We start from the raw sequence: 14,366 nt of genomic DNA, 5'->3' as shown, positions 1-14,366 counted from the left end.
GCCGCTATGGCGATAATCACATTCATAAGGCGTGCTTCTGATGGCCGGCCCAGGGCGCCAGCATAAAGCTGAAGGCCAGGCCCAGGCTGACCGACAGGCCGAAATTGCTCACGGCCGGTGTGCTCGACACCGCCAGCAGGCCAAACGACAACCAGGTCGTCAGCGCCGCCAGCAGCGTACCTAAAAGACTCACGGCAGGGCCGCCGATCTGTTCGCGCATCAAGATCGCGTAGTCAACACTGATCGCCGTGACCAGCAGCAGGCCGAACAGGCTGAACAAGGTCAGTGGCTGGCCCAGCCAACCCAGGCTGGCCAGGCTGCACAGCGCCGCGAGCAGCGGCAGGGCGACGATGCGCAAGGCGCCGCCAAACCCGAACGGCAGGATCAGCAACAGCACGATCAGCACGCACGACATCAATTTCAATTCAGCGGCGCTGATCTGCGTGTCGGCGAATACCCGGTTCAAGTCGCCCAGACGATCCACCAACTGTACGCCAGGCAGGTCCAGCGCCTGCACCCGCAGCAGCGCCGGGTTGTTCAGGCCTTGCAAGCTGACCATCGCCGCCACGCCGCCGTCCACCGGGCCCAGCCACAGCGTGCGCCAAGGCTCGGCGAGCGGGCCGACCAGCGCCGCATCGATGTCTTCGGTGGGCAAGGCTTGCAGTTGCGCGATTTCGGCGTGCAGGGCGCTGGCGGGCACGCCCAGGTCCAACAGCGGCTGCCAGTGTTGCGGCAATGGGTTGAGCGCGTCGCGCAGCTGTTGCTGCTCGGCGGGCAGGTTGACTAGCTGGTTGAGCGCCAGGTAGCCCTGCAGCTTGTCCATGTTCACCAGTTGATCCAGGCGCTGGCCCAGAGCGGCCTGACGTTCGAGCAACTGCTGCTGATTGTCGGCGCGCACCAGAAAGAACTGGCTGGTGGGCTGGAACCCGGTGATGCGCGCCACGGCCTGGGCTTCCTGCAGCAATTGCGGCGGGGCGCCGATCCATTGGCGGATATCGTTCTTGCTGTTCAGGTGCCACAGGCCACCGGCGCAAAACAGCAGCACCAGCGCCAGGAGCAGCGGGCTCGGTAAGTGTTTGATCAAAGTGGCCCGCAGCAGCCACAGGCCTTCAGCGATGCGCAGCGGCCATTGCGCCGGGCGCAGGTCCACGCCTTTGAGCAGCGCGGGCAACAGGCACACGGCCGACAGGTAGGCACCGACCAGACCGGCGGCAGAGAACACCGCGATCTGGGTGAGCGCCGGGAACGGCGTCCAGGCCAGCGCCAGGTAACCGATGCAGCTGGTCGCCAGGCTCAGGCTCAACCCCGGCAGGGTCAGGCGCAACGCCGGCCAGCTGCGCCACGGCTGCAGGCTCCAGCTTTTGGACAGGTAATGCAGCGGGTAATCCACCGCCACGCCGATCAGGCTGGAGCCGAGCACCAAGGTCATCACATGCATATGGCCGAACAGCGCCACACAGGCCACCGCGCCAAACAGCATGCCCACCAGCACCGGCACAAAGGCGAGCAGCACACGCCAGCGGCGGAAGGCGAGCAACAGCAATAACAAGATGCCCAGCGTGGCGCCGCCGCCTACCCAGGTAATTTCCCGGGTCGCCTGCTGCTGCCCATTGGCCGCGTAGAGCAAACCGCTGGCGGCGAGCAATTGCGCGCCCTGTTCGCCGGCCTGCGCGCGGCTGGCCTGGAGCAGATCCGCCACTTGCAGCGGCAGTTTCATATCAAAGGCATTGCCGGTGGTGCGCGCCCGCAACATCACCCAGCTTTTGCCGTCGGCATCGGCGATCAAGGTGCCACTGCCGATATCCAGTTGCACCGAGCCGTGTTGCGGCTGGCTGTTCTGGATACGCCCGGTGAGGCCCAGCCAGTCGTCCTGGCTCGGCACCAGGCTGAACCCGGTGAAGGGGTCGAACAGTGCTTGCACGCGCTGCTGGATGAAGGCGTCGGGGTGCTCGATCAGTTGTTCGCGGTCCTTGGCCGAGAGCATCGCCAGACGCCCGCGCAGCAATTGCTCGCGCAGGGCCGGCAAGTCGGCTTGCAGGTTCCACTGCACCTTTTCAAACAGCCCGCTGGCCTGCCAGCGCTCGCCCAATTGCTGCGCCACCGCCACGGCTGTTTGCCGATCCGCATGCCCGACCAATACCAGCATTTCGCGGTTCAGCGGCTCCTGCATGCGTTGTTCGGCTTTGAGCTCAAGCGCATCCGGCGTGCTGCCCGGCACCAGCTCCATCAGGTTGGCCGACAGCGGCGCGCCATGGCGCCACTGCCAGCCGGCCAGCGCCAGCACGGCCACCAGCAGGATCAGGAACAGGCGCGGCAGCAGGCGCTCACTGGGCAAAGTCGTGTTGCTCCGCATCGCTTAATGGTTGGGCGGCAGTGCTGTCCTGCATGCGCAGCACGGTGCTGTCGCCTTGGGTTTCCAGCAGTTGGATGGTCTGCACCAATTCGCCGCCGTCGATATTGATCTGGGTGAAGACCTGCTTGAGCAGCAATGAGCGCGGGATCAGCGTCAGCTTCCACTGCTTGGCTTCGCCTTGCAGTTGCAATTCGAAGTCGCGTTGCAGGCCGCTGCTGTCGCCTTGGAGCACGGCGAGGAACAGGCGGTTCTGCTCGGCCCCGGCGCTCTTGTTTGGCAGCAGTTGCCAGCCATTGGCGTCACGGCGCGCGATGCCTTGGGCGCTGATGCGGTAGTCCTGCTGCAGTGGGGTTTTCAACAGCCACAGCAGGCCATGGTCTTTGGCGAGCACGAAGGTGCCTTTGCTGACCAAGGGTTGGGGCAGGGCGCGCAGGTGTTTTTCCTGGATGAAGTTGCCGTGGATCACGGACGGTTTTGCCAACTGATCGCTGAGCTGTTGCAGGTCGAAGGCATGGGCGCTGAAGCTCAGCAACAACCCAATTAATGTGGGAGCGGCGGTGCGACGATTCGACTTGCCCGCGAAGAACCTGAGGGCGCTGCGCAGTGTCAGGCGGTTCGCGTTATCGTTAACGTCCTTCGCGGGCAAGCCCGCTCCCACAGGGAATCTCATTTCAAGGCTCTCTCTACGGCGTCGGTGAAGACGTTGGGGGAGGCCAGCTGCATTTCGCGGCTGGCGATTTCTACCGCCACTTGCACGGTGCTGGCGCGGGTCAGGCGTTCGCCGCTGGCGAGGTCGGTGATCAGGTAATTGACCTTCAAACGGTTCTCCCACTCCACCAAACTGGCGCGCACATTGATCGTCTGGCCGAACACCGCGCCGCGCACGTAGCGCAGCTGCATGTCGATCACTGGCCATGCGTAGCCGGACTCGAGCATTGCCGTGTAGTTATGGCCGATCTTGTCCAGCAGCGCGCAGCGCGCTACTTCCAGGTACTTCACGTAATGCCCGTGCCACACCACGTGCATGGTGTCGATGTCGAAAAACGGCACGAGGATTTCAGTGTCGCAATGCAACACGCCCTGGCTACGCATGCAGCCTCCAGTGTTGCTCGGCAATACGTTTCAGGCACAGGCGCAGCTCGCCTTCCAGCGCACGGTCTTCGATGACCGGCGGGAAGTCCTTGGCCAGTTCTGCATGCATGGCGGCCAAGGCCGGCGGCAGGGCGCGTGCATCTTCAGCCTGGGCGCGCAGCCACACGCCTTGGTTGGCCGCGAGCAGCGTGGCGGCGGCGACTTGCTCGGTCAGCTCCAGCACGCGGATCGCATCGCGGGCGGCGATGGTGCCCATGCTCACTTTGTCCTGGTTATGGCACTCGGTGGAGCGCGAGAACACGCTGGCCGGCATGGTGTTTTTCAACGCTTCGGCGGTCCAGGCGCTGGTGCCGATCTGCACGGCCTTGAAGCCATGGTTGATCATCGCGCGATCGGCCGGCGCGCCGGACAGGTTGCTCGGCAAGCCGTGGTTGTAACGCACGTCCACCAGCAGCGCGAGCTGGCGGTCGAGCAGGTCGGCGACGTTGGCCACCAGGGTCTTGAGGCTGTCCATGGCAAAGGCGATGTGCCCGCCGTAGAAGTGCCCGCCGTGCAGCACGCGCTCTTCTTCGGCGTCGATGATCGGGTTGTCGTTGGCGCTGTTCAGTTCGATTTCGATAAACGAACGCAGCCAGTTCAGGCTGTCGGCCAGCACGCCCAGCACGTGCGGTGCGCAGCGCAGCGAGTAGCGGTCCTGCAGGCGGTGCAGCGGCGCGGTCGGCGCATCAATCGCCAGGTCTTTGCGCAGCCACGCGGCGACTTGCATCTGCCCTGGGTGCGGTTTGGCGGCGAACAGGCGCTCATCGAAGTGTTCCGGGTTGCCTTGCAGCGCCACCACGTTCAGCGCGGTGATGCGCGTGGCCAGTTGCAGCAGGTAGTCGGCGCGGGCGAAGGCCAGGCAGGCCAGGCCGGTCATGACGGCAGTGCCGTTCATCAGGGCCAGGGCTTCCTTGGGGCGCAGCACCAGCGGCTCCCAACCGAGTTCGCGGTGCACGTCAGCCGCCTGGCGACGCTCGCCACGGAACATCACTTCACGCTCGCCGGACAAGGTCGCGGCCACGTACGACAGCGGCGTCAAATCACCGCTGGCGCCTACCGAGCCTTCTTCCGGAATCAGCGGCAGTACGTCGTGTTGCAGAAACGCATGCAGACGCTCGAGCAATTCCACACGCACCCCGGAAACGCCGTGGCACAGCGACTGCAAACGCGCTGCCAGCACGGCGCGGGTGGCTTGTGCGTCGAGCAATTTGCCCAGGCCGCAACCGTGGAAGGTATACAGATGACGCGGCAGCGCCTCGACGTGCTGCAACGGCACCGCCACCACGCACGAGTCGCCGTAGCCGGTGGTCACGCCGTAGATCACGCCTTCCTTGTCCAGCAGCGAGTCGAGGAACTGCGCGCCTTTGGCAATGCGCTGGCGGTACGCGGCGTCGTCCTGCAACTGCGTGGGCGCCTGACGGTTGGCCAAGGCCAGCACGTCTTCAATGCGCAAAGCGCGTTCGCCAAAGGTTACCGGCTCAAGATGCGTCGTCATCGGTTTTCCAGAAAGGGTAAAAGTTGAACCACTGTTGGGGCGCTTCCAGGCAGAACTGGCCCAGGCGTGCGGCGTAGCGCGCGGTCCACAGGGCGATGACCTGCTCGCGGGTGCTGCGCTTCCATTCGATCAATTGCGCGAACGGCTCGATGGTCAGGCGATAGCGACCGTCGTGCTTCAGGCACATCAGCAGGTTGACCGGGCATTTGAGCAGCCCGGCCAGCAGCCACGGGCCTTGCGGGAACGCCGCGTCATGGCCGAGGAAATCCACGCGCACCTTGCGCCCGCCGTGCAGCGGCACGCGGTCGCCGGCAATCGCCAGCCACTCGCCGTCGTCCAGGCGCTGGCTGAGCAGCAGCATGGTCGCCGGGTCCAGTTCGCTGACCTGGATCAGGCGCAAATGCGTGGCCCCGGCTTCGCCCAGCAGGCGGTTGAAACGCTCGGCGTGCTTGGTGTGCACCAGCACGTTCATGGTGACTTGCTCACCGATTTCGGCCAGCGCGCGGCACACTTCGAGGTTGCCCAGGTGCGCGCCCACCAGCATCTGCCCGCGCTCGCCGCGCAGTTGCCCGCGCAATTGCGCCGGGTCGTTGATTTCGATCTGTTCGATGCGCAGCTTGCCGTTCCACACGTCGAGTTTGTCGAGCAGCGAGTCGGCAAACGCCATGAACTGGCCGAAGACTTTTTTATGCGTGGGCCGCAGCTCATCGCGCCCGCTCCAGTCGGCCAGGCGTTGCTGGTATTCCCAGGCGCTGTGGCGCGCGGTGCGGCCGAACAGGAAGAAGTACAGCACGATGCTGTACAGCAACGGGCTCAGCAGGCGACGGCCGAGGACCTTAGCGGCGACGGCAGTGAGCTTCATCAGCCAGAAGCTGCCGCGCTCCTCGCGGTCGGCCCAGTGTTTGGTGCGGTCGCTCATGCCTGCCACCGTCGCCACAGAATCATCGGCGCGCGCACCAACATGCCGAAAAACAGCCGCGTGTGCATGGCCGAGATGCGCACGTTGTCGCGGAACAGGCGGAAGTGCGACAAGCCATCGGCGGGGTAATGCACCTGGGTCGGCAGCCAGCGCATCGGCTGGTTACGCCAGGCCAGGCGCACCAGGATGTCGGAATCGAAATCCATGTGCGTGCCGATGTAGGCCGAGTCCATCAGCGCTAGCGTAGGCGCCAGCGGGTACACGCGAAAGCCGCACATCGAGTCGCGAATCTGCAGCGACAGGGTGTTGATCCACACCCACACGTGGGTCAGGTAGCGCGCGTACAAGCGGCCCTTGGGCACGCTGTCGTCGTATTCGGGGTAGCCGCAGATCACCGCGTCAGGGTGCCTGCGTGAAGTATCGAGAAAACTCTCGACTTCGCGCAGGTCGTGCTGGCCGTCGGCGTCCACTTGCAGCGCATGCGTGAAGCCCCGGCGTGCGGCTTCGCGAAAGCCAGCCATGACCGCGCCGCCTTTGCCTTGGTTGTTGGGCAAGGTCAGCAGGGTGACGTTGTCGAGTGTCGCCAGTTGCGCCAATACCGCCGCGCACGCCGGGCTGCTGCCATCGTCGACCAGCAGGCACGGCAGGCCACTGTTCAACAGGCTGTGCACCACGGCCGGTACGGCGGCTTCGTGGTTGTAGACCGGGATGAGCGCGCAGGGGTTATGCATGGCTGATCCAACTGACTGATAGCGGACTTACTGTGGTGAGCAGGCTTGCCCTGCGTTGGGCTGCGAAGCGGCCCCAAAACCTGCCAACTCGGTATGCCTGACACACCTCGATTACCTTACTGGGGCTGCTTCGCAGCCCAGCGCAGGGCAAGCCTGCTCGCCACAAAAAGTCTGCTGGCCACAGGAAACCCGCCGGCCACAAAAGGTTATGCACTTGGCGCCTCCAACACTATCCGGCCACTGGAGCAAGCGGCGACGCCATTGCGGTAGGCAAAATACAGCTTGCCGCGTTCCTGGTCGAAGCGCAGGTGCAGTTCAACCTGGTCGCCGGGGCGCACCAGTTGCTGGAACTTGAGCACTTCCATGCCGGCAAAAGTCGCGGGCAGGTCGAGCAACTGCTGGCCGAGGTTGAAGGCCCATTCCACCTGCACCACGCCCGGCAACACCGGCGTGACGGGGAAGTGGCCGCTGAAGTAGGCAAGGTCCGGCGGGATGCTCAGTTGCACGGTCCATTCGCCGTTGGCTTGCACTTGCTCGAGCACATCCGGCGCTTTGGGCCGGGGGGCGAGTAACAGCGCTGTGACGTCGGCTTGAGGCAGTTTGCCCTGGGCATTCAACGGCAACTGGCGCAGCAACCGCCAGCGCCGCGGCAGCGCCAGGGCTTCGCAGTGTTGGCTCAGGTGCTGGCGCAGGGTTTGAGTGACGGCGCGGCGGCCTTGATTGCGCAGGGCATGCAGGCCATCGGCGCTCAACACCACCAGCGCGCCGAGCGAGGCGCGGTTTTCCTGCACCACGCCCAGGCGGGTTTCGGCGACCCAGGCGTGGGCCATCAGCGCCTGTTCGAGCATCGGCAGGGAGATGCGTTTCTCTTCCAGCTTGACGATGCGGTCCAGGCGGCCGAGCAACTCGAAGCGCCCGTCGCAGTGGATGCGGGCGGCATCGGCGGTCTGTTCAATGTGCCCAGCCGGTAGATAAGGTGAGGCAATGCGCAGGGCGCCGTCGGCATCCTGGCTCAGTTCGACCTCGGCAAACGGCTGCCACGGCTGCGCGCCTTGGCGCCAGGCAATGCCGCCGGTTTCCGAGCTGCCGAGGATTTCCGTCGGCCATTGCTGCAAACGGTCGTACAGGCTGCCGGCAGCCTCGATGGGCAGCGCGCCACCGGACGAAAACACCCGCGACACGTGGCTCAGGGCGGGCCAGTCGAGGTTGTCGCCCATGCGTTTGAGCAGCGCGGGGCTGGCGACCCAGGCAAATTGTGGGTGTTCACGGCTGGCGCGCTGCAGGTCTTCGGGGAAGGCCAGTTGTTTGCGTACAAAGGTGCGCCCGGCGCACAGCGGCCACAACACCCGGAACAGCAACCCGTAGATGTGCTGGGTGGCGACGCTGCCGATGATGCAGGCGTCTTTAAGGTCCGCGCCCCACAAGGCTTCCAGCGCTTCCACTTCGTTGGCAAGTTGGCGCAGGGTCTTGTCGATGCGCTTGGGCTCGCCGCTGGAGCCGGAGGTGCACAGGCTCAAGTGGCAGGCGTCCAGGTCGAGTGCGGCGGCGCTCAACGGCGGCTGATACAGCGTGTCGAGATCGGCGGCCTCAACCAGCCAGGCGTCCACGGCGTCGTCCCAGCGCTGGCGCGTCTGGGGTTGCAGGTCGGCCGGCAGCAGCACGCTGACCCCGGCCCGCCAGGCGCCCAGCAAGGCAATGGCCAACAGGCCGGCGTCTTCCAGGTGCACGGCCAAACGCCGGATGCCGCGCGCTTGCAGGCCCGCCGCCAGGCTCAGGGAGTGCGCCCACAGTTGGGCATGGTTCATTTCAGGCTCGGTGGTGACCCAGCGCTGTTGCAGCGGCTCAAGTAGCAGGTGCTCAAGTTTCAACCCATTCATACGCGGCCTCGAACCCTTTTTCGTACCAGCCATTCCACGGCAAACAACAACCCCATCAGCCCGTAGGCGATCAGGCCGTTGTACAACGTCCACCAGCCCAGCGGCGCCCACAGGGTGAGGGCGGCGGCGAGCAGGCCATTACACAGAAAAAATACACTCCACACCACGGTGACCTGACGCGTATAGCGGATGGCCTCGGGCGGCAGTTGCGGTTCAGTGATGCGGGCCAGGCGCTCGACCATCGGCGGGCCGTATTTCAGGCTCAAGCCGAACAGCGCCAGCATGAACGCGCTGACCAGGCTGGGGTACCAGCGCAGCAGCTGCGGGTTGTCGAACCAGGCCAGCAGCAGGCAAAACACGATCACCGCCATCGCCATCCAGCGGCTGCCCGGGCGGCGTGCGCCGGTCAGCGCGCGCAGCAACCACAGGCTGCCCAGCAGCAGGCCGAATTGCCACGGCGCAAAGTGCTCGGTGCCGTAATACACCGCAAAAGGGTACAACAGCCCCGCCAGCAACAGGCCAAGGCCGATCAGCCGGCTCATGCGGCAGGTGCGACCAGACGGTACACCGCCTCAACCACGTCGTTCACGGTGCGCACGGCCTTGAATTCTTCGGCGGCGATCTTCTTGCCAGTCTGGCGCTTGATGTGATCGATCAAGTCCACGGCGTCGATGCTGTCGATTTCCAGGTCCTGGTACAGGTTGGCGTCGAGGGTGACGCGCGAAGGCTCCAGTTCAAACAGTTCCACCAAGGCGTCGCGCAGGGTGTTGAAAATATCGTCACGAGTTTGCATGGTCCGGTCTCAAGCTGCCTGTCTGGCCGTGACGAACGCCGCAAGGCTGGCCACGTTGGTGAAGTGATTGCGCGTGTCTTTGGCGTCGGCATCGATCTTGATGCCGTACTTTTTCTGGATCGCCAGGCCCAATTCCAGGGCGTCTACCGAATCCAGGCCCAGGCCTTCGCCGAACAGGGTCTGCTCGCTGCCGATGTCGTCGACGCTGATGTCTTCCAGGCCCAGGGCCTCGATGATCAGCATCTTTATGTCGTGCTCAAGGCGGTGTTGGTCGCTCATCTTCGGCGAGCTCCTTAATGAAATAGTGGTGCAGGTAATCGTTGAGCTTGCGTGAAGCCTGGGGCGCGGGCCCGAGTGCGGCAAAGGTGTGTGGTTCTATATCGGCACCCACGCGCAAACTGAAGTGAAATCGACGTTTGGGAATGCGGTACCAGGGTTCTGCCTTGGTCAATGTGGTAGGGCTGACCTTGATCACCACGGGGGTGATGATTGTCGCACCGCGCAGCGCGATGGCGGCGCCACCGCGATGAAAGGCGGGCGCCGCGCCGGGTGTGGTGCGGGTGCCCTCGGGAAAAATGATCAGGGTCTGGCCCTGGCGCAACGCCTCGGCGGCGGCGTCAAGCATGTCGGCGCTGCCGTCATTGCTGATATAGCCTGCATCGCGCACCGGCCCACGGGTGAACGGGTTCTGAAACAGGCTCTGCTTGACCACGCAGTTGGTCTGGCGCATCAGGCCGATCAGGAACACCACGTCGATCAGCGACGGGTGGTTGGCGATGATCATCTGGCCCGGGCGACCGAGCTTTTCCGCGCCTTCGACGCTGTAGGTCAGCACGCCGGCGCGCTGCATCAGGCGGACGAAGAACCAGAACAGTTTGCTGATGGTGTGGCGGGCGCGGCGCTGATGTTTTTCAGCGCTGCCTGGCAGGCAACTGAGCAGCGGAAACACCAGCAAACGCAGGCACAACCCGCCGACGCCGAAGAAGAAAAAGCTCGCGGCGGTGGCAAACAGGCGCCAGTAATAGGCGTCCCGGGGTTTTTCGGTCAGGGCTTGCGTTGCCAGTTCCATACACGGTTCTTCCAGGCATGTTGGCAGGCAACCTGTTCGGTGAGCAGGGTGCGTAGCAGGTTCAGGGCGTGGGGCCACTGGGTTTGAGTGAGTTGGACAGCGCCGCTGTTTAGTTCCAGTCGCCACTCGTCGCCCGGTGTCAGCAGCAGGCCGAGGGCGTAAGGGAAGGGCACGTCATGAATCCAGCGAGCATAGGCTTCGGGGGGCTGTTCCTCGGTGATCACCAGCAACACCGCCGGGGCACCTTCGTTGAGCAGCGCGGCGGCTTCGAGCATGCCGTGCTCCAGGCCGTCGCCTGCGGCGGCGAGCGCGGTCATTTCGCTGGTTTCATTGCGCAGGATCGACCACAGGCCGATCACCGCGTTATGCACCGATAGGCTGAACTGCGTCGGCGACAGTGGTTGGCCATCGGCCAGATCACTGAGGATGTCGAGGGTGCGCGGGGTTTCGCCGTGCCGGGAAATAAACACCAGCGGCAGGTCTTGCAGGCCTTCGGCCAGCGGCCAGCCGACGCTGAACGCCATGCGTGCCAGGCGACTCAGGCGTCGGCGCTGCATGGCCGGCAAAAAGGACACGTCAGGCCAAGCATCGCTGGCAGGCAGCGCCACTGGGGCCTGGCACCAGGCGTGCCAGTCGTGCGCACTCTCCAGGCCGGGAGCCCAGGCGCGCCATTGGGCGATGTTGAAAGTGATCACTGAGAAGTTATCCCGCCCCTGCGGGCTTCCATGTGCGGCCGTTGGCCCCGAATACCGGGACAGGGAACGCAGGCCGAATGGCGCGCATTATCCCGGTGCTGCGGGCTTCTAGCAAACTTTGGTAAAGAATTGTTCACGGCTGATTACAATTTACTGGGAAAGATTTACAGATTGTCCTTTACGCGAGGACTGACGGGGTTGTCGGAGTATTCCTTTTAGTTTGTCGGCGCTGGATTACGGGTATCGCGCATCCGGCCGTGGAATGCGCCAGTGCATGGATGAACGAGGTAGCTAACAGGCGCTTTTGCCCTCTACACTCGGACATTCATTGATACACGGAGGTTTTTCCATGCGGCGTGTGGTGTTCAATCAGAAAGGCGGCGTTGGCAAGTCCAGCATTGCCTGCAACCTGGCGGCGGTCAGCGCCAGTGAAGGCTATCGAACCCTGTTGGTGGACCTCGATGCGCAAGCCAACTCGACTCAGTACCTCACCGGGCTGACCGGCGACGATATCCCGATGGGCATCGCCGAGTTCTTCAAGCAAACCCTGTCATCCGGGCCGTTTTCCAAGAAAAACCGCGTGGATATCTACGAAACGCCGTTCGACAACCTGCACGTCATCACAGCGACGGCCGAGCTTGCCGACCTGCAGCCCAAGCTTGAGGCCAAGCACAAGATCAACAAGCTGCGAAAGCTGCTCGATGAACTGAGCGAGGACTACGACCGGATTTACCTGGACACGCCGCCCGCGCTGAATTTTTATGCGGTTTCGGCGCTGATTGCTGCTGATCGTGTATTGATTCCGTTCGATTGCGACAGCTTTTCACGCCAGGCGCTGTATGGCCTGCTGGCGGAAATCGAAGAATTGAAGGAAGACCACAACGAAGGCCTGGAAGTGGAAGGCATCGTGGTCAACCAGTTCCAGGCCCGCGCGAGCCTGCCGCAGCAGATGCTCGATGAGCTGATTGCCGAAGGCCTGCCGGTGCTGCCGGTGTACCTGGCCAGCTCCGTGCGCATGCGCGAGTCGCACCAGGAGAGCAAGCCGCTGATCCACCTGGACCCACGGCATAAGCTGACGCAGCAGTTTGTGGAGTTGCATAACTTGCTGGAAAGCGCGTGACCTAACAGCAACACAAATCCCCATGTGGGAGCGGGCTTGCTCGCGAAGGCGGTGGTTCAGTTTGCTGATAAGGCGACTGACACACCGCCTTCGCGAGCAAGCCCGCTCCCACATTTGTTTTTGCATTCCTGCAGGGGGATTTGGATTTGTCCCACAGAGGCTGTAGGACACGTCTGGCAAGCGGGGTTGCGCCTTGTCTCGCGGCCTACAGATAAGCCAGAATCCGCCGGCTTGTGCGTCTGGATGGGCGTCTCTAAGGTTCTCGGGCCGCTGAATGTTCAGCGGTCGGGTTTAGTAGCCCGTGGTGAGACGTACAGCAACGCTTCGGTCAGGGTCTTCCTGAGCGTGATGGTGGCTGTACGGAGGGCGCTTTCGAGCGCGCCGGTTGCGTCTCCCCGGTCTACTAACCTGCGTACAGCTGCCACCCTCCGTTTAGTAGCGGCTGGTTGCGGCTCCTGCTCGGAGACGTTCCATGGTTAACCTTTATACCGTTGCACCCGACCTCCCCACCGAAACCCTCGTGCTCAACAGCTACGAAACCTTCTCTTCCGTGCGCACGCTGTTACTCAAGCTGTCCAACGACCTCACCGGCGAACACCGCGACGTGGCCCTGGCTATCCATCAATTAAGCGAACTCGGCGTACAGCTCGTAGGCCAGATGATGGACCGCGAAGCCCCCGTAGCCCCTGCCTAAAACGCGGTCAGTGTGGGAGCTGGCTTGCCTGCGATGCAGACAACTCGGTCTGTCAGGCAAACCGAGGGGATGCCATCGCAGGCAAGCCAGCTCCCACATTTGACCGCGTTGATGTTGGGTTTGGGTTATACCCCTTGGCCACGCAACCAGCTCATCAACTGTGGCAACGGGAATGCCCCACTCTGGCGCGCCACTTCGCGGCCGTTTTTGAACAGAATCAAGCTGGGGATCGAGCGAATCCCCAACTGCGCCGACAGCTGCTGATTGGCCTCACTGTCCAGCTTGGCCAACCGGCACTGACCTTCCAATTGCCCAGCCGCCTGCTCAAACACCGGCGCAAACGACTTGCACGGCCCGCACCATTCGGCCCACACATCCACCAGCAGCGGCAGATCGCCCTTGATCTGGCTGGCGTAGTCGCCCTGTTTCAACTCAAAGGGCTTGTTCAACAACACCGGCTGTTTACAGCGCCCGCATTTAGGCGCATCACCCAGGCGCTCGCCGGGGATGCGGTTGAGGCCGTTGCAATGGGGGCAGGGAATGACAAGAGGTTCGGACATGGAGGGCTCCTTGGAATTGGCCATTGAGTGAAGTTGGAGTCAGCGACCGGGTTTATCAAGGTGTGGAGCAAACGACTCATCCACTCACAGTTTGCCCAAGCTGATGTGAGATCGCCTATCTAGGCTGTTGGGGCGTGTGTTGTTTTGCGCCATCTGTCTGTTTGCAAATATAGCAAATTGCGATAATTCGACTTCGGGTTTAACCTTCATAGCAAGATGCGATAAGGATGTTGCATGCGAGTGATCAGCGAGAAAAGGATTTGGGAAGCCAAGCAAAAGTGGCCACGTTCAGCCAGTGCTTTAGATGAATGGTACCGCCGGATAAAGCGCAACAGCCCGGCTGACTTCGCGTCAATGAAGGGCATTTTTCCCGCAACGGATAAAGTTGGGCAGTTTCATGTGTTCGACATTGGGGGAAACAAACTGAGGCTAATCGCTTTCGTGCGCTACCAAGCGCAAAGAATTTACATCTAGTACCTGCTCGATCACCGTCAATACGAACAAGACAACTGGAAGGAGAAAATCAGATGAGCGCACTCATCCGGCTCGCTGCTGAACATTGGCAATTTGTTTCACCTTTGCTGCGCAAGCCAAAAAACGAGGCGGATTACGATGTATTGGTCAATGCTCTCGACGAACTGCTGGAGCTGATCGGTGAGGATGAGTCAAATCCGCTGATGAGCTTGGTTGATATTCTCAGTGACTGGATCGAAGCCTACGATCTTGAGCATCGCCCGATGCCTGTGGCCAGTGGTGTCGACGTGCTGCGCGCAATGATGCGCGAGCACGGCTTGAACCAGAGTGATCTGCCAGGCGTAGGCACGCAGTCGGTTGTGTCGGAAGTCCTGAGCGGTAAGCGCAAGCTCAATCTGCGGCAGATTAGGTGGCTGGCCGAGCGATTTGGCGTTTCTGTGGAAACGTTCATCTAG

Annotated in this window: 17 protein-coding genes; 4 read left to right on the top strand and 13 right to left on the bottom strand. The window is 62.8% G+C overall.

Annotated elements, in window-relative coordinates:
- Positions 1-22 precede the first annotated feature (22 nt).
- The 12 genes from ACM530_RS07740 to ACM530_RS07685 all read right to left on the bottom strand — a co-directional run bounded on the left by ACM530_RS07740 (position 23) and on the right by ACM530_RS07685 (position 11,063).
- Positions 23-2,335, bottom strand: coding sequence for an MMPL family transporter (locus ACM530_RS07740; protein WP_416364539.1), 2,313 nt, complete (start codon positions 2,333-2,335; stop codon positions 23-25).
- Positions 2,325-3,023 carry an outer membrane lipoprotein carrier protein LolA gene (locus ACM530_RS07735; RefSeq protein WP_242198833.1) on the bottom strand — a complete coding sequence of 233 codons (699 nt, stop codon included), beginning with the start codon at positions 3,021-3,023 and terminating at the stop codon, positions 2,325-2,327. Before ACM530_RS07735 ends, ACM530_RS07740 begins: the two co-directional genes overlap by 11 nt.
- Entirely contained in the window at positions 3,020-3,445 is a 426-nt protein-coding gene (locus ACM530_RS07730) for an acyl-CoA thioesterase (RefSeq protein ID WP_262207963.1), read from the bottom strand. Before ACM530_RS07730 ends, ACM530_RS07735 begins: the two co-directional genes overlap by 4 nt.
- Entirely contained in the window at positions 3,438-4,979 is a 1,542-nt protein-coding gene (locus ACM530_RS07725; protein ID WP_416364538.1) for an HAL/PAL/TAL family ammonia-lyase, read from the bottom strand. Before ACM530_RS07725 ends, ACM530_RS07730 begins: the two co-directional genes overlap by 8 nt.
- Positions 4,963-5,898, bottom strand: coding sequence for a glycosyl transferase (locus ACM530_RS07720; RefSeq protein ID WP_145160025.1), 936 nt, complete (start codon positions 5,896-5,898; stop codon positions 4,963-4,965). The genes ACM530_RS07725 and ACM530_RS07720 overlap by 17 nt, the downstream gene beginning before the upstream one ends.
- A complete protein-coding gene (locus ACM530_RS07715) occupies positions 5,895-6,629 on the bottom strand; it encodes a glycosyltransferase family 2 protein (protein ID WP_242198842.1) in 735 nt (244 codons plus the stop codon). The genes ACM530_RS07720 and ACM530_RS07715 overlap by 4 nt, the downstream gene beginning before the upstream one ends.
- A 206-nt stretch (positions 6,630-6,835) precedes the next feature.
- On the bottom strand, positions 6,836-8,506 hold the full coding sequence (locus ACM530_RS07710; protein WP_416364537.1) for an AMP-binding protein: 1,671 nt from the start codon (positions 8,504-8,506) through the stop codon (positions 6,836-6,838).
- Positions 8,503-9,048, bottom strand: coding sequence for a hypothetical protein (locus ACM530_RS07705; RefSeq protein ID WP_416364536.1), 546 nt, complete (start codon positions 9,046-9,048; stop codon positions 8,503-8,505). Before ACM530_RS07705 ends, ACM530_RS07710 begins: the two co-directional genes overlap by 4 nt.
- Complete coding sequence (locus ACM530_RS07700) at positions 9,045-9,299, bottom strand: acyl carrier protein (protein WP_106577551.1); 255 nt, start codon at positions 9,297-9,299, stop codon at positions 9,045-9,047. Before ACM530_RS07700 ends, ACM530_RS07705 begins: the two co-directional genes overlap by 4 nt.
- A gap of 9 nt (positions 9,300-9,308) precedes the next feature.
- Entirely contained in the window at positions 9,309-9,578 is a 270-nt protein-coding gene (locus ACM530_RS07695) for a phosphopantetheine-binding protein (protein WP_010213712.1), read from the bottom strand.
- On the bottom strand, positions 9,556-10,368 hold the full coding sequence (locus tag ACM530_RS07690) for a lysophospholipid acyltransferase family protein (protein ID WP_242198848.1): 813 nt from the start codon (positions 10,366-10,368) through the stop codon (positions 9,556-9,558). The genes ACM530_RS07695 and ACM530_RS07690 overlap by 23 nt, the downstream gene beginning before the upstream one ends.
- Entirely contained in the window at positions 10,344-11,063 is a 720-nt protein-coding gene (locus ACM530_RS07685) for a beta-ketoacyl synthase chain length factor (RefSeq protein ID WP_262207956.1), read from the bottom strand. The genes ACM530_RS07690 and ACM530_RS07685 overlap by 25 nt, the downstream gene beginning before the upstream one ends.
- A gap of 349 nt (positions 11,064-11,412) precedes the next feature.
- On the opposite strand from ACM530_RS07685, the gene ACM530_RS07680 reads away from it, so the two are divergent.
- Positions 11,413-12,183: a ParA family protein gene (locus tag ACM530_RS07680; protein ID WP_106577554.1), complete on the top strand. Its 771-nt coding sequence runs from the start codon at positions 11,413-11,415 to the stop codon at positions 12,181-12,183.
- 472 nt (positions 12,184-12,655) lie between these two features.
- Positions 12,656-12,877 carry a DUF6124 family protein gene (locus tag ACM530_RS07675; RefSeq protein WP_416364535.1) on the top strand — a complete coding sequence of 74 codons (222 nt, stop codon included), beginning with the start codon at positions 12,656-12,658 and terminating at the stop codon, positions 12,875-12,877.
- A 125-nt stretch (positions 12,878-13,002) separates the two neighbouring features.
- Here ACM530_RS07675 and trxC read toward each other — a convergent pair whose 3' ends face one another.
- Positions 13,003-13,437 (bottom strand): thioredoxin TrxC, encoded by a 435-nt coding sequence (gene trxC / locus ACM530_RS07670; RefSeq protein WP_416364534.1) that lies wholly within the window; start codon positions 13,435-13,437, stop codon positions 13,003-13,005.
- Between the two features lie 234 nt (positions 13,438-13,671).
- On the opposite strand from trxC, the gene ACM530_RS07665 reads away from it, so the two are divergent.
- Both ACM530_RS07665 and ACM530_RS07660 read left to right on the top strand, forming a co-directional pair.
- Positions 13,672-13,911, top strand: coding sequence for a type II toxin-antitoxin system HigB family toxin (locus tag ACM530_RS07665; protein WP_416364533.1), 240 nt, complete (start codon positions 13,672-13,674; stop codon positions 13,909-13,911).
- 53 nt (positions 13,912-13,964) lie between these two features.
- Entirely contained in the window at positions 13,965-14,366 is a 402-nt protein-coding gene (locus ACM530_RS07660) for a helix-turn-helix domain-containing protein (protein ID WP_404486520.1), read from the top strand.

It is taken from the genome of Pseudomonas sp. NFX183, assembly GCF_047943075.1.
Lineage (GTDB): Bacteria > Pseudomonadota > Gammaproteobacteria > Pseudomonadales > Pseudomonadaceae > Aquipseudomonas.
This window is presented reverse-complemented; position numbering and strand designations above follow the sequence as displayed.